This is a genomic window from Acinetobacter sp. YH12145 (assembly GCF_013418335.1).
GTDB classification, from domain to species: Bacteria; Pseudomonadota; Gammaproteobacteria; order Pseudomonadales; family Moraxellaceae; genus Acinetobacter; species Acinetobacter amyesii.
The window spans coordinates 169,535-189,064 of record NZ_VPCE01000003.1 but is presented as its reverse complement, the minus strand read 5'-3'; the positions used below and the strand labels follow the sequence as shown (position 1 = coordinate 189,064).

Here is a 19,530-nt window from a genome sequence, read left to right as displayed (position 1 = left end):
GTCTTTTTTCATTTAAGGTGAATTGAAAATCCTGACAATTATCGTATGATTTGAAGATACCTAACCTTATGCGCGGCCTCTTTATGCAGCAAAATATTAAAAAAATACTGCTCCTTGGAATCATAAGTACAAGCGTACTGAGTGGATGTCAGGTCGTCAGTGTCAAAAATCAAAAACTCAATGTTTCGATTGCCAATGAACGTGAAAGTATTATTTCTCGAAACAAACTTAGCGAAGCCAGTTTAAATGTCTTGTCGATGACAGGTCGGGAAGCCAAAGCCTGCACAGAAGACCCGAAAGCCTGTGTTGATGAGTTACAACAAATTCCTCAGATTCAAGATGAACAATTACTTTCTACAGCAAGTGAATTATATTTAGCTAAAGCTATAGAATATGAATCTTCTTCAGCCTGCAAGTTAGGTGTGCTCAGTAGTCACAAATCTGAAGAAAAACAAAAAATTGAACAAGACACTTATAATAAGTGCTTAGATCAACAATTGATACTTCTCGATAAAAGTATTCGCTATAGCTATGCGTACATGTTTAAAACCAAACGTGCGCCTGCTGATCGTATTTTTGATAACCGTCAAGTTCAAATCCGTGATTTCTATAATCAAGGGATTGCCAAATTGGTTAGCAGCTATGCACTACGTTATAAGCCGCAAGAAGTCACCCAACAGATTAAAGTCGGACAAACCACCTATCACATAGACTTCAGCCACTACCCAGAACTCAAAAATCGTAAAATTGAACAATTGATGTCAACCTATAATCTTAACTTCTCAGGTTTACGTTCAATTACCCGCCGAGATGGTTTTGGCTCCGAATTTCTTGTAGTTTTACCGGAAGAACATACGATTGAAACAGGCAAAGCAAAATATATTATCAACCCGATTGATTTTAAATATCCGTCTGGTTCAAATCCTAATATCCATCAAGCGCGCTATTTAGCTGCAACCTTAACGGCTGAACCACTAAGCGCTACAACTACAGTTGATCAAATTTTGAATCAACATGAGTTTCAAATTAAAGCTTACGACCCGTATAAGTATGAACAGGTCAATATTGCCAATAAAAACTATGCGCTTGCTGCCAATTTTTCCGCTCCATATGGTCTTTGGTTAGCACAAAATAACTTGGGTAAGGCAGCTTATTTATCACTGATTGACCGAGATGAAAAACTGACGATGCCGCATCTCTACATGCTTGAACCATATAATCCTGACAAGAAAGTTATCGTCTTGGTACATGGCCTTGCTAGCAGCCCTGAAGCATGGATTCGTCTGACTAACGATATTATGGGCGATTCAGTGCTACGTGAACATTATCAAGTGTGGCAAGTCTTCTATTCAACTAATATGCCGATTATTGAAAGCCGCTTCCAAATTTATTCCATTTTGACTCAGACCTTTAGCAAAGTAGACGCCAATGCCGCAGCTAAAAAAGATGCTGTTCTAGTCGGTCATAGTATGGGCGGCATTATTGCACGACTACTGGTCAGCCAAGCCGATACCACACAAGCAGCTTTGAAAATGATGAATTCACGTCAATTAAATCAGTACCGAAATATTCCAGTAGTGAAGCAACGTATGGTGATTGAAGATATTCCAAATTTCAGCCGCGCAATTTTTTTAGCTGCACCTCATCGCGGTACAGAATATGCAGATCGCTGGTTTACCAAAGCCGCTCGAAAAATTATTAAACTCCCAGGAGCTTTTTTATCGGCCATGGGTGATGTGTTAACTCAAGAAGAAGACCTGAAAGATTTATTTCGTGAAATTGACCATGGCTTGATCCAAAATGGACCAAGTGACTTAAGTCATCAATCAAAATTTATCGCGCTCACTGAAGATATTCAGCCGCGTAAGGGTTTGAAGTTTCATTCAATTATGGGAAATAACACCAACAGTCAAGATAAAAATATTATGACGGATGATATCGTACCATACACTAGTGCTCATCTAGAGGGTGCTGTTTCAGAAAAAATCATTAAAGGGGGTCATTCGATTCAAGAAACCCCTGAAGCTGTACTCGAACTACGCCGTATATTACGTTTGCATTTGATTGAACTTGGCCTCTATAAACCATAAGGCAATACAGCATTTAAATCGATCTACATATTTTAAAACCGATCTCAGGATCGGTTTTTTTTTATTTCTGCATTTACTTGAATATGCCATTATTCAGGTAATTACTATATAAGCTTTTTTTTAATTATTTTAAAACTCAAAGGCACTCGTTAAACTTTACATAAACCTTATATTGGAGATAAATTATTGTAAAATAAATTCAAAATATTGTGCCCATTTCCTAATTTTTTATGAGCATATCGAATTATGAAATTTTAAGGCTTTAAGTCACTTCTTCTGTGAAATTAAGGGTCTAATCATAACTATATAAAATTAAGTATATTTTACGTCAAGTTTATAATCCATTTATCAACCGCTCTACCGCGATGAAGCGGCGAAAAAATTTTGTTTTCGCGGAATCATTATTTTTCTCCTGTATGCCCTGTCATGTACGGGGATTTATCAAGTGATTCCATAACGCAGTTTTGTAGATTCCTCTGTATATTTGGGTAGTGTTTATCACTCTGATCGCATGGGATTTTTCTTTTTTTCCGCATTAACCCCTTATTTTAATGTTTATACTTGTCTAGGCTCGATGTGCGCTGTTGCGATCATATTTATCATCTTTACTATGATTTGTAATGATCACAATGATGCGCTATTACATGCAGCCATGAAGTATGCCGTGGTCATCATCTATGCCTTTGTTGGTATGCGTTTTTATATTGCCATGGTTACGGGTTGGTAGAACATGACCACTGACTGTCGTCCATTATAAGGAGCTTTAGAATAGCTATGGCATTATGCCCTACGCCATCAACAGCCTTTAAGCATCATGGTGATCGATATCGAATTTTTGAAAATTAAACTGATCATTTAGATCATCAGGCGGTTGACATCTGCCTGACCCAAATTGCAGAGGTTTTGGCTCAAATCACCAATCGAAATAGTGAGTTAGCTGCACACAATGGCAGCGAATAGTTTTTACTCCTCTTTAGGGTGTTAACTGAAGCTGAAAATTGAACCTTTGGCAGCCGATTTATTATGCAGAACTTAATCACTCGAACTTCCACATCCAGCCAGCCATATGTCTGAATTTGTGAAGATTAGCATCGGTACGGAAACGATCATTCCATCTAAATCTTATAAAATTCAGAAATTTATATAGGCTGCCGATCGTGCACTTTACCTTGCATAAGGTAGCGATCGCAACCAATATCGATTAGCTCAGGCTGAAGCATAGCCTAGTATTTGAGTCAGTCTAAGCTTTTTGAATTTATACTGAGATATTTTAGTGTTTTAAAGAATACTCAAGTCTGCTTTTTTTACATGCAGACAAACCTTTTCTGGCATTTTCCTACCACTTTTTTTGCTAGAATCAGCAACACGATTTGTTAACGTACACCTGTGGTTTTGAATGAAGAGACAATATAAATATAAGGACTTTTTCTAAATCCAATTTTCATCAAAACAGTGTTATTCGTTTAGCAGCGCACAAATTTTTATTTTAAGGTATTTCGTTTCATGCAAGCTGATAATTCCAAAGTTGACCTTTCAACCCTGACCCCGATGATGCAACAGTACATGTCAGTCAAAATGCAAAATCCGCATTCACTGATGTTTTATCGGATGGGTGATTTTTACGAGCTCTTTTTTGAAGATGCGCATAAGGCAGCAAAACTTTTAGGAATTACACTAACACATCGTGGTAAAGCCAATGGTGAGCCTATTCCTATGGCGGGTGTCCCGTACCATGCAGCTGAAGGCTATTTAGCCCGCCTTGTAAAAAAAGGGGAAACGGTGGTGATCTGCGAGCAAATTGGTGAAGTGACAGGCAAAGGGCCGGTTGAGCGCGGAATTGTCCGTATCATTACCCCGGGGACATTAACGGACGATGCACTGATTGCCTCCCATCAAAGTTCAAATTTAGTCGCGATCTGCTTACAACAAAATCAAATCGGGATTGCTTTACTAGACCTCAGTGCAGGTATTTTCAAAGTTCAGCAAATGGACTATCAACTGGAACAATTGGCAATCGAACTTTCTCGTTTAATGCCGAGCGAAATTTTGATTGATGAAGATCTTATTGATCCGAATATTGTCGAGCAAATTAAACGTCAATTAGACTGCCCTGTCACTAAACGTCCAAACGTCGACTTCAATTTAAATAACGCACAAAAAACGCTGTGTGACCAATTTGCAGTTGCCACACTTTCAGGTTTTGGTATTGACCATTTACCTTTGGCGAAAGCTGCCGCAGCGGCTTTGATTCACTATGCAAAAGTGACTCAAAAAACTGCTTTACCACATATCCGCAGCATTCAACTCGAACAAAGTAGTGATTTTGTGGCGCTCGACCCCGTCACTCGTCGTAACTTAGAACTGATTGACCCCCTATTTGAACATGGTACTTCCCTGTTCCAACTAATCAATGATTGCCAAACTGCGATGGGCGGCCGCCTATTGAGTCGTACCTTGATGCAGCCTTTACGAGATACCGCTTTATTGGATGCACGTTTAGATGCATCACAAGCGATGCTGCAAGGCTATCATGAGTCTCCGATCCGCTTAGTTCTCAAAGAAATTGGTGATATTGAACGTGTGCTATCTCGTGTAGCTCTCGGCAGTGCTCGTCCACGAGACCTTGTTCAGTTACGTCAAACTTGTGCACAAATTCCCTATCTTCGACATGCACTTGAACCGATCATTCAGTCACACCAATCTAAGCTGATCGCTCAGTTAAATGATGAAATGGGTGATTTTCATGGCTTACATGAGCGTCTCATGTCTGCCATCGTAGAAAACCCGCCAGTGCTTTTACGTGATGGAAATGTGATTGCCGAGGGTTTCGACACTGAACTTGATGAACTACGTAAAATTCGTGACCATGCGGGACAATTCCTCATTGATCTTGAAATTAAAGAGCGTGAACAAACCGGCATTGCAACCTTAAAAATTGGTTATAACCGAGTTAGTGGTTACTATATTGAACTGACTCGCGCACAAGCTGAACAAGCACCTGATCATTATATTCGCCGCCAAACCCTTAAAAATGCGGAACGCTACATTACCCCTGAGCTTAAATCCTTTGAAGATAAGGTGCTTTCAAGTGAGTCACGTGCATTAGCGCGCGAAAAAATGCTTTTTGAACTATTACTCGATGAATTACGTGCAGATATTGGCAACTTACAAATGATGAGCGCCGCTATAGCGCAAATTGATTTATTGGCCAATTTTGCCCATCAAGCGCGATTACGCAATTGGTCACGTCCTGAATATAGCCCTGAAGTTGGTATCAAAATCAAAGCCGGACGTCACCCTGTTGTGGAATCTCTGAGCAAATCAGCATTTACTCCAAATGATACTAGTTTGGACTTTAATCACCGTATGGCGATTATCACAGGGCCAAATATGGGCGGTAAATCGACCTTTATGCGCCAAACTGCCTTAATCAGCTTATTAGCCTACTGTGGTAGCTTTGTCCCTGCCCAATCTGCCGTATTAGGGCCGATCGATCGGATATTTACCCGTATAGGATCTGCCGACGACTTGTCTACAGGCAAATCAACCTTCATGGTGGAAATGACTGAAACCTCACAGATTCTACATCATGCGACCAATCAATCACTGGTACTGATGGATGAAGTTGGGCGTGGTACGAGTACCTATGACGGCTTATCTTTGGCGTGGGCATGTGTGCTCGATCTCACGCGTCGTATTAAATGTTTATGCCTATTTGCAACGCATTATTTTGAGCTCACTGAATTAGGTAAAGACGCTAATATCGATAACTATCATGTAACTGCTCGTGAGCTTAATGGCAACCTGATCTTACTGCATAAAGTTCAACAAGGCCCTGCGAGTCAAAGTCATGGTCTACAAGTAGCAAAGCTTGCGGGGATTCCTGCAGCTGTGATCAAAGAAGCGCAAAATCGCCTTCGTATATTAGAAACTCAGCAAAAACAGCAACTCAATACGGCTGTACAAACCGATCTATTCTCGGCACTCGCAGAGCCTGAAGTCATCGAACGCGTAGTTGAAGTTGAAAAAACATCGCCCGTACTTGATGCCTTAGCAGATTTAGATGTCGATAACTTAAGTCCACGTGAAGCACTACAACAACTTTACGCCTTGAAAGATTTACTTAAGATCTAATTAAGCAGAAACGATAGATAAGAAACGCAAAGAGCACCTATAAAGGTGTTCTTTGCATTGACACCATTCAAACGCGTAAATTAGTGAATGTTTGCTATCTACCACTGCGGCTATTCAGCAATAAATTGATAAAAAATTAATGTTCTAAAATGTTTCATGCTTAAAATGCACATAAAAATATTGTTCGATAAACAGATGTAATTTAATTAGTTTTTGAGTATGATTCTCATTCATTGTGAAATTTACATAAATTGTTCAGTTTTTAGTGATTTTAACAGCACTGCATATAATAATTATCAATAAAAGGAATTGTTAGTTACCCTATTTTTTGCCTAAAATACACCATTAGTTTATTAGAACCATATTTTTTAGGTAGCTGTCGCCATGACCTTTGTTGTCACTGAAAACTGTATTAAATGTAAATATCAAGACTGCGTAGAAGTTTGCCCTGTTGACTGTTTCTATGAAGGTCCAAACTTCCTTGTTATTAATCCAGATGAATGTATCGACTGTGCGCTATGTGAACCTGAGTGTCCAGCTAACGCGATTTTCTCTGAAGATGAGTTACCTGAAGGTCAAGAAGTATTTATCGAACTTAATACTGAACTTTCTCAAAAATGGCCGAACATCACTCAAATTGGTGATCAACCTGCCGACCGTGAAGAATGGAACGGTAAAGCTGATAAATTACAATATCTTGAAAAGTAATTTTACGCTTTCATGAAAAGATCAGCACATGCTGATCTTTTTTTATACTTAAAGCACACATTTCATTGCAAATTATTCAAATTTTCTCAATCAAATTGGATTAAAATAGAACGAGTTTATAAATAATTGATTTCTATAATGAAGCATTTAATCAAGGGATTATTGTCCGTTGCAATATTCCCTCTTGTTTTCATTGGTTGTACAACTACACCACAAAAACAAGGTCACACTATTACAACTCCCGACGGTAAACGTATTTACATACCTCAAGAAAAAGTGACGACCATCAGACAAGCCCCGCCTAAAGTGGTGCCTTATGCATACAACTCATGGGTCGCGTCTGTCAATAATTTACGTCGTGTCCGAGACTATGAAGTCTTTTTAGAGAAAAATGGTGTAGGCAATATCATTCCATCATTTGAGCTGATGCGTACTGCACGTGATTGGCAAAAATGTGGTCGCTCAGAATATATGGTGCCTAACCGTGAATTATGGCAAAACCAAATTGCGACCTTACGTGTCTTTAAATATTTAGTTGCGGCCAATATCTTAACGGACTTTGAAGTGACTTCGGTTTATCGTGATTTGCCTTTGAACCAATGTGCCGGTGGTGCAAGTTCATCTCGTCACCTATATAACTCGGCGATTGATTTCCGTATTGGACCTGCGTACCCGCAGCCCGAAGACTACAGTTATATTGAAAATACCAAGTTCCGTTTATGCCAATTTTGGTCACAACACGGGCAGAGTCTCAATATGGGATTAGGTTTATATGCCAGCGGACAAATTCATATTGATACTCAAGGCTACCGTACTTGGGGGCCTGATCACTCAAGTCGCTCATCAATGTGTAATTACTAAAACATTACATCATCATATCAAGACCTCTTCGGAGGTCTTTTTTGTACATAAAATATTCAAATATAGAACAATAAATTGCGATGTTGGTGGAAAGGTTTAAAATGCTTGCATCAATCACGAGGTGCGACAACATGCAACAAATGTGGACAGACATTGATGCTTACATCGATTCACATTTAATTCCTGAAGATCCAATACTGACTCAAACACTTCAACATACAGATGAACGTGGCTTTCCTGATCATCTTGCTGTAGCGGCCAATCAAGGCATGTTGCTACAAATGTTAATCCAAATGAACAAGTGTAAACGCGTTTTAGAACTTGGAACTTTTGCAGCCTATAGCACCATGTGGCTAGCACGCGCATTACCTGATGATGGTTATATTCTGACCATTGAAGGTCGTGATACACATGCTGCCCTCGGTCAAGAAAATATTGATAATGCAAAGCTTGCACAAACGATAGAACTGAAATGTGGTCGTGCAGCAAATATTTTACGTGCCCTTCCTGAAGATACCGAACCTTTTGACTTTATTTTTGTCGATGCAGACAAACAGAGCTACCCTGAATATTTAGAATTAAGTTTAAATTTATCTCATTCAGGTACAGTGATTGTTTTAGACAATGTGATTCGTGCAGGCGAGATTCTGAACGCTGAAAACCATAAACCAAGCATTGAAGGTATCCGTGATATGTTCAAAGCTATGCAAAATCATCCAAAAATTTTATCTTGCACAGCACTTCAAACTGTTGGTTGTAAAGGTCATGATGGTTTTGCGATTGCAATCGTTAAATAATCTCAATCGAGGTGTTTTTTAAACACCTCGAATAAAGGTATAAAAAACAATCAATATAATATTTTATTTTAAAAACAATTACCTACGAATACTACACACAGAGTTATCCACAATTTTTGAGGATAACTCTGATTATTTTTAAATCAACAACTTATTATTTATTTACTCGTAATTGTCCGTCTATTAAATCAACTCTGTTCGTTTGCTCAACTTATTTTACAACCAACAATGGAACACTCGAATTTCTGAAAATACTGGTGGTGATACTGCCCAAGAAGAACTGATGGATTTTACTGTGGCTAAAAGCGCCAAGTACGATTAACTGAATGCCATGCTCTTGTTGATAGTCCAGAATATTTTCCGAAACATCGCCATAACGGTATTCCGTCACCACATCTAGACCGGCATTGGTTAAATAATTTTTTGGATCATCCAAGATTTGTGGGTGATCTCCAACATAAACCAAATGACATTGTAAGAGTTTGAGTAGATCACTTTGTGCCACACGCTTCATTAACTCAACGCATTTAGGCGAATATTCATAGGCAAAAATAAAGCGAGTCGGTGGTTTAAACGTTGGTCCTACGGTCATAACTGTACAACTTGCACCACGAATAAAGTTTTCAACATTACTACCCAGCGGCTTATTACGCTCTGCTGAACGTTCACCAACGCGACCAATTAAAACAATATCGTCATCTTGCAAAATATTAAAACTTTGCTCTAAGAAGTCACCCTTTTCCTGAATATGGGTGGTTTGAATACCATGCTTATCTTGGATCATTTCAGAAATGTGTTTGAGCAAGTTATTACTATAATCTAGCGCTAAATCACTTTGTTTTTGTTCTAACTCCGCGAGTTCTTTTAAGAGCATGGCATTACTTTCAAACCCAATCACGCCGCTAATTTCACCTAAGTGATAACTTGCCGGATAGTAATCAAGTATTTGCAGTAAAACCAACTCACGGTGAGTTTGTTTAGCAACCCAAGCAGCAGCATCAGCTAGTGCATTAATGCATGGAGAAGAGTCGATACAGGCGATAACTCGTTTCATGATTAGCCCTCGTTTTATTATTGCTTGGCTATAAAATGTTGTTTGTTATTTTTAACTTATCACAACTCTGTTTCACTGTGCATGCATTTGTGTAAGCATAAAAAATATTTATGACCTATTTGGCGATTATTTATTCACGATATCGAATGAATTTTGCAGGATTTCCCGCAATGATTGCACGCGCTTCAACATTTTTCGTCACCATACTGTTCATGCCGACTACAGCCTGCTCAGCAATGTGAATACCATCCTTGATTCCAACATGCGCACCTAACCAAACATCATGCTCTATCTCAATCCCTTGTGATCGTACAGCTTGCTGATAGATCGGTTGATTGACATCCATTCCATGATCAAAAGCATATAAATGGCAATACGCCGCCATACGGACTTGATTGTGAATTTTGATGCCCACGCGCCCACCATCTAAAATACAGTGATGATTGATCGCCACTTCATTGCCAATTTCTATTGGGCCATGCAGGGTGCAATCCGCCGCAATAAAGCTGTTATCTCCAATGACAATCTTACGTCCCGGTTCGGCAAAAATATGAGCCAATGGCGATATAAAACAGTTTTCACCAATTTCAACAGTTTCCATCGATTTGAGATAGTCTTGATATTCCTGTTGCCAAGCTTCGGCCCAACCACGATTTTTCGGTTTGAGTGACCAATACAACCAAGGCATATAATTCAGACGATGCTTATGTTGCTCTCGATATTTCAATAATGGATCTTGTTCATTCATCTTCAGCAACCTCAACGATATGCAATTGTTCACGTCCGCGAGTTACATCTTGAATCTTTAACTGTAGCGGTTGGATTTGATGAATTTGCAATGATGCAAGTACATTTACGCCCTGCGCTGTATATTCTTCCTGAAATTCAATTTGCTGCTGATTGAGTTCGTATTGGAAAATTGCCCATTCATTAAACTGACAACTAAATTGCACTTTTTTCTTCTCAATGAGTTCAATTTTTTCAGCTTGTAAAAGGCATTGACCTGCACAGCCACCATAGGCACGTACCAATCCCCCTGTCCCGAGCTTAATTCCGCCATACCAACGATTAACCAAGACCAACACGTTGGTTAGGTCATTCCCTTCTATGGTTGCTAGAATGGGCCGACCTGCTGTGCCTGAAGGCTCACCATCATCATTAAAACGTACGGTATGTCCAATTTTCCATGCCCAACACTGATGTGTTGTTGAGATATCTTTATGGGCTTCGAGAAATTCTTTAACGGCTTGTTCATTTTCCACAGGAACTGCGATGGCTTGAAAACGACTTTTTTTAATGTCTTCTTCATATTCAAACTGTGCGGCGAGTGTAAATGGCATAACGTCTTTAGATCCTGTATCAGCGGATATTATAGCGTTTTTTGAAAGACTTACATCCACAAAAAAGCCCCCAATGCTGGAGGCTTGATTGGCACTGCGCTATTAACGTTCGCGAAGTGCTTCTTTTGCTTTATTGAATGGCTTGATTAAGTACTCAAGTACAGTTTTCGAGCCGGTACGGATATCAACTGTCGCCACCATACCCGGAGTGATACTAAAACTTTTACCTTCTTTATTGCTTAATTTATCGCTATCTGTACGGATATAAACACGATAATAGAACTGATCTTGTTTCACTTCATCACGTAAAGTATCTGGTGAAATGACGGTCACTTTACCTTTTAGACCACCATAGATCGAATAGTCATATGCCGTAATTTTCACTAAGGCTTCTTGACCCGGACGAATAAAAGCAATATCTCGCGGTGAAATACGTGCTTCTACCAAAAGCTGTTCATCCAAAGGTACAATGGTCATCAATTTACCATTTTGCGGAATCACACCGCCCAATGTCATCACATCAATCTCTTTGACCACACCACGAACTGGAGATTTAAAAACGGTACGGCTGAGTGTATCTGATTTGCCTTTCACCACTTGTTGCTGTGATTCAATATCAGTATTGGCTTTCGACAATTCTTCCCGTGATTTTACCAAATATTGGTTACGGACATCATTTAACTGATTTTGTAAGTCATTCGCTGAACGCTTTAAACGAAGTACTTCAACTTCACTTGCTGCCCCTTTAGCAACGAGCGGCTCAGTCATGGCCAATTCTTGTTGAACTAACACCAATGCCTGTTTTAAGCCGGCAACAGATTCTTCCAAGTTTGCACGACGTGAATGATATAAAGCTGTTTCTTCCTTCACTAAAGCTGGAATCTTTTGAACATCTTCAGGAAAGGTTAATGGTGTACCATTCACTTCTGCACGTAAACGTGCTGCTGTCGCACGAGATGCCACAAGTAAAGACTCGGTTTCACCAACATTTGATGCGAAGCGTGTTGGATCGAGTTGCGCAAGGACTTGACCTTGTTCAACAATTTGACCTTCCTTCACATTCAACTTGGTTAAAATACCTCCCTCAAGCGACTGAACAATTTGTTCTTTCGAAGATGGAATCACTTTACCTGTCCCTGTAGAGACTTCTTCTAATTTAAACAACCAAGCCCAAACTAAAAGGATTGCCAGACCAATCGTAATAATCCAAATGATTAAACTCGATTTCGGTAATGGTGGCTCTTTAAAGCTGACTTTGGTCGAGCGTTGTATTTCTTGTTTATTTTCACTCATGATTTAAGCCCCAGCTACTTTTTTCTGAGCATTCTGATTCAGAATTTGATCACGAGGCCCATCCATGACAATTTTACCTTCATTCACCACAATAATGCGGTCAACCAACTCAAGTACCGCACGGCGATGTGTTGCTACCACCATAGTTCGGTTTTGTAAATAATCTTTTAAATGATCGATCAATTGTTTCTCAGATACGTCATCAATCGCTGCTGTAGGTTCATCAAGCAATAGAATATTGGGTTGACGAATCAATAAGCGTGCAAGCAACAAAGCTTGGCGTTGACCGCCAGAGAAGCCTACACCACCTTCTAAAATGATATGGTCTAACCCTTCTTTTTTCTCTTGAACAAAGTGAATTGCACCCGTAATTTTCAGTACTTCAATCAATTGTTCATCCGTAGCCAACGGAGCACCCAAGGTCAAGTTTTCACGAATCGTACCGTAGAATAACTGTGCATTTTGGTTCAATAGCCCCATATCACGACGCACATCTGCGGGGTCGATTAAAGACAGTTCAATCCCATCTAATTTAACTTTGCCTTGTACTGGCGTTTGCATACCCGATAACAATTGGAGTAGCGTCGACTTACCAGCACCGTTACGGCCCAAAATTGCGATCTTTTCTCCGGCCTTAATTTCCAGTTTTGGAATTAAAAGACTTGGACGTGGATCATCTTCACCATACTTAAATGACACACCATTGAGTTCATAATGACCATTAATTGATGGTCGATGAATAAGGTGAGAATAATCCGGTTGATCGACAGGTTTCTTCATGAGCTCATCAAGACCGGCTTTTGCCACTTTAGCCTGTTGTAAACGACCTAATACCCCTGCCAATGCAGAAATCGGTGCTAACATTCGTGAGGACAAAATCGAACAAGCCACCAAAGCACCTGTGGTCATTTCACCTTTCATCACAGCAAAACAGCCGACAAGTACGACGATTGCAAACGTTAGACCCTGAATTTTTTGTGTCCATGCCGACATTAAGCCCACGATTTTACGTTGACGCATGCTGACATCAGCAGACACTTCATTCATGTGGTTCCATTGGTTTTGGAAGCGTGATTCAGCACGAAGTAATTTGATATCTTCCATACCTTGCACAGATTCAACCAATAATGCATTACGAATCGAAGACTCGCGCATACCCATTTGTGCAAGTTTAGCCAATGGTTTTTGCGCCAAAATCCCTGGAATAATCATCAAAGGAACAACCAACAGCATGACCCAAAATAGATTGCCGCCAATTAACCAGAAGATGAACAGGAACAAGAAGAAAAACGGTAAATCGGCAATTGCGGTAACAGTCGTCGAAGTGACCATTTCGCGTACCCCTTCTAATTCACGAATTTGTGAAATAAAAGTACCCGTTGATTTTGAACGTTCGCTATTTTTAATTCTTAATGCATGACCAAATACACGATCGGAAATTTTCAAATCGGCACGTTTACCAATAATATCCGATAAATAAATTCGTGAAACACGTAGTGCAAACTCAAATATCGCTGCAATTAACACCCCACCCGCAAGTACCCATAAAGTCGGCACAGATTGAGATGGAATTACACGGTCGTACACATTCATTGAGAATAAAATAGTGGCTAGGGCCAAGATATTTGCCATTAATGAAGCAAACATTATGTCTATATAACGTTTCCAGTCTTTTAAAACGATCGACCAGAACCAATTTTTTTCAAACGGCTTGATGTATTCATCGACACGTGCATCGGGTACAGATGACTCTGGACGCAAAATATATATATTGCGAACGCCATGGCTCAATCGTTCAATAGAGAAGACTTGAGATAGGCCTTCATCACCGCTTAGTTGAACACTGGCATTACCGTCTACGTCGATGCGTTCTACCACACCCACTTCACCACTAATAAACTCAACCAATACCGGTAAGCGCCATGGATTGAGCAGATTTATGTCATATTTATTTTTTCGAACACTTAGTCCAATTTGGCGTGCCATGACTGCAACCAGTTCATCGGCATTTTTGTGTTGATCCCAATCCAACTGCAACCGTATACGTTCTTCAGAGGGTTCAATTCGATAATGCTTTGCAATATTCAGAACCGCTTGTAGCCACGGTTGATAATTTATTGTATTACTCATGGCTGAACTTCAAACCCCTGAATAGATATATTATTAAGTTCATAGATATTTCGTGAACGCCCTGTCACTTGGATGTACTGTGCAAGTGCTGAGTAGATATCATATTGCGATGTCACAATTTCTTGTGCGGCACTATGTATGGCTTGCTCTGCATTCAGTAGATCGACAACCGTTCGAGTTCCTAATTTATATTGTTCTTGATACAGCTCTTTGGTTCTTACCGTTGTTTCACGGCGCTGCACCAATATCGACATTTGACGCTTTTTATTTTCGATTTGTTCTCGAATCATTCGGACTTGATCAATCACATCCAAATACACTGTATTCACTTGTGCTTTAGCTGCTTCTTCAGCATAGCTTGCGGCACGTGTTTGCGCTGCGATTGCTCCACCTTGGTAAAAATTACTGGTCGCTTCCAACATGATTGAACTATACAAACCATCATCTTCGTCATTATTTGGATTACGGCCATTCACCGCCTGACTCAGACTGCCTTTGACATTAAGTGTTGGATATGCACTTAATTTTGACTGTTGCTTTTGCAATTTGGCAACTTCAACCCCAGCCTGCGCTTGCATCATGCTTGGAATCATCTTGAAGTCAGGATCATCATATAAAGCCGCTGCAGTTAAGATCCGATCGGGTATCACCCAATTGATCTGACTTACATCAAAACCTAACAAGGTACGAAGTCGCTGTTGGTACTGTCGAAGTTGAGTTTCTTGCACAATTAAATTTGATTCTGCAGCTTCTAAATTTGACTTGGCTTGAATAGGGTCTGCTTGACTACTGATCCCTGCGGTTGCACGTAGATTAGCAATCTCAGCAATCCGACTCACACCGGCAATTTGCTGCTGCGCAATTTTAGCCACTTCTTGATATCGTTTAATGTTGATAATTGCATTTGCAACATCAAAAGAAACTTCATCTAAATTTACAAGTACATTAGCCTGCTCTTGTAACATTTTTGCTTCTTCAATGCCTACTGCACTTTTGGTTTTACCAAAGTCATATAACATCTGCGTCGCATTTAAAGATACCAACTGACGTCCACGCTCGCCTTTAGTCAGATCTGCAGTGCTCAATCCACCTGAAATTTGGGGATAATATGCAGCATTCGCTAGGTCAATATTAGCGTTTTGCGATGCGACTGTAGCAATACTTTGCGTGATTTCTGGACGTCTTTGGACGGCGATATGTATCGCATCAATAAAACTTAGATTCTTCGCTACTGTGTTTGGATTATAGCTGCCTTGTTGCGTTCGACCATAAGCAACGGCTGGCATTTCTTGGACACGTGAGGTATCTAAATTATATTTACTGAGTTCTGTGATGTTAATTTTTTCGGCAGAAGGTTTCGGCTTATTAGGTAAAAAAATCTTATCTAATGTCTTTTGAATGGTACTTTGTGCAGTGCCGGTATCTGCTGCATACACTGAACCAATGGAAAAGGGTAATAATAATATACAAAAGAAATTGCACTTATTTTTACGCGGACGCCCAACTTCTGGACCATTCATCTTTCGTAATCGCATGATTTTTGCAGGTCGTATTTTTAGTTTAAAGTATACTGAATTCTTGTTAATTTTTTAGATTAATCGCTCAGTTTTTGTCATTTCAGACAATAACATAAACCCGCTGAATGAAACTAGCGCCATTCAACGGGAAATTTCTTATATTATTCAATTAAACGGTAAAATCATCACCAAGATAAACTTTACGTACAGTTTCATCCGCAAGGACTTCTTCTGGAGTACCTTCTGCAATCACTGAACCTTCGCTCACGATATAGGCATGCTCACAAATCGCAAGGGTTTCTCGCACATTATGGTCGGTAATTAATACACCAATACCGCGATCTTTCAATGTTCGGATAATGTCTTTGATATCACCCACCGAAATAGGATCAACCCCTGCAAAAGGTTCATCGAGCAACATAAATTTAGGATCTGCTGCCAAAGCACGCGCGATTTCCGCACGGCGTCGCTCACCACCTGACACACTCATACCAAGAGAATCTTTAATATGTGTGATTTTAAAGTCGGCAAGCAATTCCGTTAGACGTTGCTGACGTTGTTGCTTATTTAAATCTTTACGGGTTTCTAAAATCGACATGATATTTTCAGAAATGGTTAATTTTCTAAAAATAGATGCTTCTTGAGGTAGATAACCAATACCTTTACGTGCGCGCTCATGCATTGCCAAGTCAGACAAATCAAGATCATCTAAATGAATCTCACCTTTATCCATACGCACCAGGCCAACAACCATATAGAAACTTGTGGTTTTACCTGCACCATTTGGACCAAGTAAACCCACAATTTGACCACTTTGCATGCTAAAGGATACATCCTTTACCACCCAACGCTTACTGTAGTTTTTGGCTAAATGTTTAATACATAAAGTTTGAACTTGCGAGGTTTGCTCCATTAATCACGTGCTCCCGGGAAGGACTTAGTGCTTGACGGTGGAATCACGATTTGAACACGACCTGAAGAAGATCCAGATTTATTTGGTGTACCTTCAGCAACGATGTCACCTTTATTCATACTGTATTTCAGGCTATTACCACGAATACTTGCACCATCTTGTTGTAACAAAGCACCACCCGTCATGGTGATAATTCCTGTTTCAGCATTGTAGACGATTTTCTGTGCTTGGCCTTTTGCATAGCCTTTGGCAGGGTCAGTTTTTTGTTGGAAATGTGCTGGCCCACCCGTTGCTGTAATCGTACTGATCTCTTTTTTGCTGTTTAAGTTCGCAACGATTGAGTTTGCCTGAAGCTTCATCGAACCCTGTTCAATGATGACATTACCGGTATACGTCGTAATCCCAGTTTTTTCATTAAATGTTGCACGATCGGCAACCAATGAAATCGGTTGATTACGATCTGAAGGCAAAGCAAAAGCTGCAACTGAACATAACGCCAGTGAACCGAGTAGCGCTGTACGTTTTAGGAAAGTTTTTGCAGTTTTTCGATTAAAATTATGGTTCATACTTTCCTCGAATATTAAAAAATTCGTATTGACCGTCGTTTAAATTTGCTTTTAAACCTTGGCTGACAAATTCGGCTTGTGGTGAAATCACCGTTACAGTCTTGTCCGTTTCTATTTCACGCTGTTTTGGAAAAGCAGTTAGTTCCTCAGTACGAAACTCCATTTGCCCTTCACTCATCAATTTTGTCGCAACCACATTGTCACTCAGTACGACTTTTTGGTTATCGTCCATACCATTGGCTTGTTTGGCAAAGAACGTGGCATCAACAGCACCATCTTGATAGGTCGATGCTTTCAGATTGACCAAATGAGACGTTTGCTTTTGCAAATCCTGCTCAAGTCGATCGACTTGCGCACGAATATGCAATTTTCCCTGCTCATCAGTCTGCGTCAGGTTAATGTTTTCAGCTGAGTAAGTCATACTTTTCGAAGAGTCCGCCTGAAGCTTATTACCCTTTCCACCGAAATAGTAAAAACCACCGCTTACTGCAGCAATGACCACAGCTGTCACGTATAAAACTTTAGTATCCATAAGCGGAGATTTAATCCAGTGACTGCATCAATTTATTAATAAGGTGCACTTGCATATTTTTCAAGTAGTTCCTGGTATACACCTTTAGAAACTAAAAGCATATCGCAGATTTCACGAACAGCACCACGTCCACCCATCGCCTGCGTAACAAGATCTGCACGGCGACGTACTTCTAAATGTCCATTTGGTACGGTCACTTTCATCCCCGCAATAGCGAAGGCTGAAAGATCGGGCCAGTCATCGCCCATATATAGGCAATCTGAAGGATCAATACCGAACTGTGCGCAGGCTTCAGTCAAGGCAACGCCTTTATCTTCACGACCTTGAAAGACCAAATCGACACCTAAGTCAGACATGCGTTTTTCAACAATATTACTTTTACGGCCAGTAATAATGATGACTTTGATACCCGCTTTTTGCACCAACTTCATGCCTAAGCCATCTCGAATATCAAAAGATTTGATTTCATCGCCGCTATTGGTCAACGTTACAAATCCATCACTTAAAATTCCATCTACATCCAGTACTAGTGCTTCTATGTGACGCGCTTGTTCTAGCAATACATACGATGCCATTTTCTTAATTTACCCCAGCCTGAATCAGATCATGCATGCTGATAATCCCAATCACTTTATTGGCATCATCAACAACTACAAATTGTGTAATTTTCTTTTCGTTCATACGTTCTAAAGCATGTACCGCGCGTTCTTCTTGTGAAATGGTCAAAGGATTTTTAATCATCACTTCTGAGACTTTCATATTCACGTCAAAGCCTTGCTGTTTATCAATCAAACGACGTAAGTCACCGTCGGTAAAGATACCCAATAAGGTATCGTTTTCATCGACAATCGTGGTGAGTCCCAAACGTTTATTTGAAATTTCGTACAAGACTTTATTCATAGGTGTCTCTGGCGACACTTTGGGTAAGTCTTCACCTGTATGCATGAGATGTTTTACATGCAATAACAAACGCTTACCCAATGCTCCCGCAGGATGAGAACGTGCAAAGTCATCTGAAGTAAAGCCACGTGCATCCAATAATGCAACTGCAAGTGCATCACCTAAGGCTAATGTTGCAGTGGTACTTGAGGTCGGAGCTAGACCCAAAGGGCATGCTTCTTGAATATTACCCAAGGTCAATGCGACATCGGCATTTTGTGGCATTGGGCCTTTATTGTCGCCACTCATGGTAATTAGAGGAATGCCCAAATGTTTGATCAATGGCATGAGCATCATAATTTCATCACTCTTACCTGAGTTTGAAATTGCAATGAGCACATCACCTTTAACCAACATGCCCAAATCACCATGTCCAGCTTCACCCGGATGCATGAAGAAAGATGGCGTACCAGTCGAGGCAAATGTAGCGGCCATTTTACGACCGATATGACCCGATTTACCCATACCAGTAATCACTAAACGCCCTTTGCACTGTAAAATGATTTCGCAGGCTTGGCTAAAACGATCATCTATTTGCGTCGCTAATACTTGTAAAGCATGCTCTTCAATACGCAAAGTTTCTAATGCGACTTTCTGAAAATCGACTTGATTCGGCATATTTGGTGGATTCAAAGTTGTTATACCTTAAGCCGTGA

General features: G+C 40.1%; 16 protein-coding genes. 5 read left to right on the top strand and 11 right to left on the bottom strand.

The annotated features are described in order from the left end of the window. Positions 1-83: 83 nt before the first annotated feature. The 5 genes from FTU80_RS03745 (at position 84) to FTU80_RS03725 (ending at position 8,590) form a co-directional block, all read left to right on the top strand. Positions 84-2,090: a triacylglycerol lipase gene (locus tag FTU80_RS03745; protein ID WP_180023823.1), complete on the top strand. Its 2,007-nt coding sequence runs from the start codon at positions 84-86 to the stop codon at positions 2,088-2,090. A 1,503-nt stretch (positions 2,091-3,593) separates the two neighbouring features. Next, positions 3,594-6,224: a DNA mismatch repair protein MutS gene (gene mutS, locus FTU80_RS03740; RefSeq protein ID WP_180084289.1), complete on the top strand. Its 2,631-nt coding sequence runs from the start codon at positions 3,594-3,596 to the stop codon at positions 6,222-6,224. A gap of 384 nt (positions 6,225-6,608) precedes the next feature. Further along, entirely contained in the window at positions 6,609-6,932 is a 324-nt protein-coding gene (fdxA, locus tag FTU80_RS03735) for a ferredoxin FdxA (protein ID WP_004651686.1), read from the top strand. Between the two features lie 138 nt (positions 6,933-7,070). After that, positions 7,071-7,793, top strand: coding sequence for a D-Ala-D-Ala carboxypeptidase family metallohydrolase (locus FTU80_RS03730; protein WP_180084288.1), 723 nt, complete (start codon positions 7,071-7,073; stop codon positions 7,791-7,793). 131 nt (positions 7,794-7,924) lie between these two features. Continuing rightward, positions 7,925-8,590, top strand: coding sequence for an O-methyltransferase (locus tag FTU80_RS03725; RefSeq protein WP_180084287.1), 666 nt, complete (start codon positions 7,925-7,927; stop codon positions 8,588-8,590). A gap of 211 nt (positions 8,591-8,801) precedes the next feature. Here FTU80_RS03725 and FTU80_RS03720 read toward each other — a convergent pair whose 3' ends face one another. The 11 genes from FTU80_RS03720 to FTU80_RS03670 all read right to left on the bottom strand — a co-directional run bounded on the left by FTU80_RS03720 (position 8,802) and on the right by FTU80_RS03670 (position 19,492). Further along, entirely contained in the window at positions 8,802-9,644 is an 843-nt protein-coding gene (locus tag FTU80_RS03720; RefSeq protein WP_078193559.1) for a universal stress protein, read from the bottom strand. Between the two features lie 130 nt (positions 9,645-9,774). After that, positions 9,775-10,392, bottom strand: a complete 618-nt coding sequence (locus FTU80_RS03715; RefSeq protein WP_180084286.1) for a DapH/DapD/GlmU-related protein — start codon at positions 10,390-10,392, stop codon at positions 9,775-9,777. Then, positions 10,385-10,984 (bottom strand): YigZ family protein, encoded by a 600-nt coding sequence (locus FTU80_RS03710; RefSeq protein ID WP_180084285.1) that lies wholly within the window; start codon positions 10,982-10,984, stop codon positions 10,385-10,387. Before FTU80_RS03710 ends, FTU80_RS03715 begins: the two co-directional genes overlap by 8 nt. 102 nt (positions 10,985-11,086) lie before the next feature. Further along, positions 11,087-12,277 carry an HlyD family type I secretion periplasmic adaptor subunit gene (locus FTU80_RS03705; protein ID WP_078193562.1) on the bottom strand — a complete coding sequence of 397 codons (1,191 nt, stop codon included), beginning with the start codon at positions 12,275-12,277 and terminating at the stop codon, positions 11,087-11,089. A 3-nt stretch (positions 12,278-12,280) separates the two neighbouring features. Next, positions 12,281-14,407: a type I secretion system permease/ATPase gene (locus FTU80_RS03700; RefSeq protein WP_180084284.1), complete on the bottom strand. Its 2,127-nt coding sequence runs from the start codon at positions 14,405-14,407 to the stop codon at positions 12,281-12,283. Beyond that, positions 14,404-15,927, bottom strand: a complete 1,524-nt coding sequence (locus FTU80_RS03695; RefSeq protein WP_180084350.1) for a TolC family protein — start codon at positions 15,925-15,927, stop codon at positions 14,404-14,406. The genes FTU80_RS03700 and FTU80_RS03695 overlap by 4 nt, the downstream gene beginning before the upstream one ends. 166 nt (positions 15,928-16,093) lie before the next feature. Next, positions 16,094-16,837, bottom strand: a complete 744-nt coding sequence (gene lptB / locus FTU80_RS03690; RefSeq protein ID WP_078188759.1) for an LPS export ABC transporter ATP-binding protein — start codon at positions 16,835-16,837, stop codon at positions 16,094-16,096. Beyond that, positions 16,837-17,403, bottom strand: a complete 567-nt coding sequence (gene lptA / locus FTU80_RS03685; protein WP_111883783.1) for a lipopolysaccharide transport periplasmic protein LptA — start codon at positions 17,401-17,403, stop codon at positions 16,837-16,839. Before lptA ends, lptB begins: the two co-directional genes overlap by 1 nt. Then, entirely contained in the window at positions 17,393-17,935 is a 543-nt protein-coding gene (lptC, locus tag FTU80_RS03680; protein WP_180078343.1) for an LPS export ABC transporter periplasmic protein LptC, read from the bottom strand. Before lptC ends, lptA begins: the two co-directional genes overlap by 11 nt. A 35-nt stretch (positions 17,936-17,970) precedes the next feature. Next, positions 17,971-18,510 carry an HAD family hydrolase gene (locus FTU80_RS03675; RefSeq protein WP_078188762.1) on the bottom strand — a complete coding sequence of 180 codons (540 nt, stop codon included), beginning with the start codon at positions 18,508-18,510 and terminating at the stop codon, positions 17,971-17,973. Between the two features lie 4 nt (positions 18,511-18,514). Next, positions 18,515-19,492 carry an SIS domain-containing protein gene (locus tag FTU80_RS03670; RefSeq protein WP_168377848.1) on the bottom strand — a complete coding sequence of 326 codons (978 nt, stop codon included), beginning with the start codon at positions 19,490-19,492 and terminating at the stop codon, positions 18,515-18,517. Positions 19,493-19,530 lie beyond the last annotated feature (38 nt).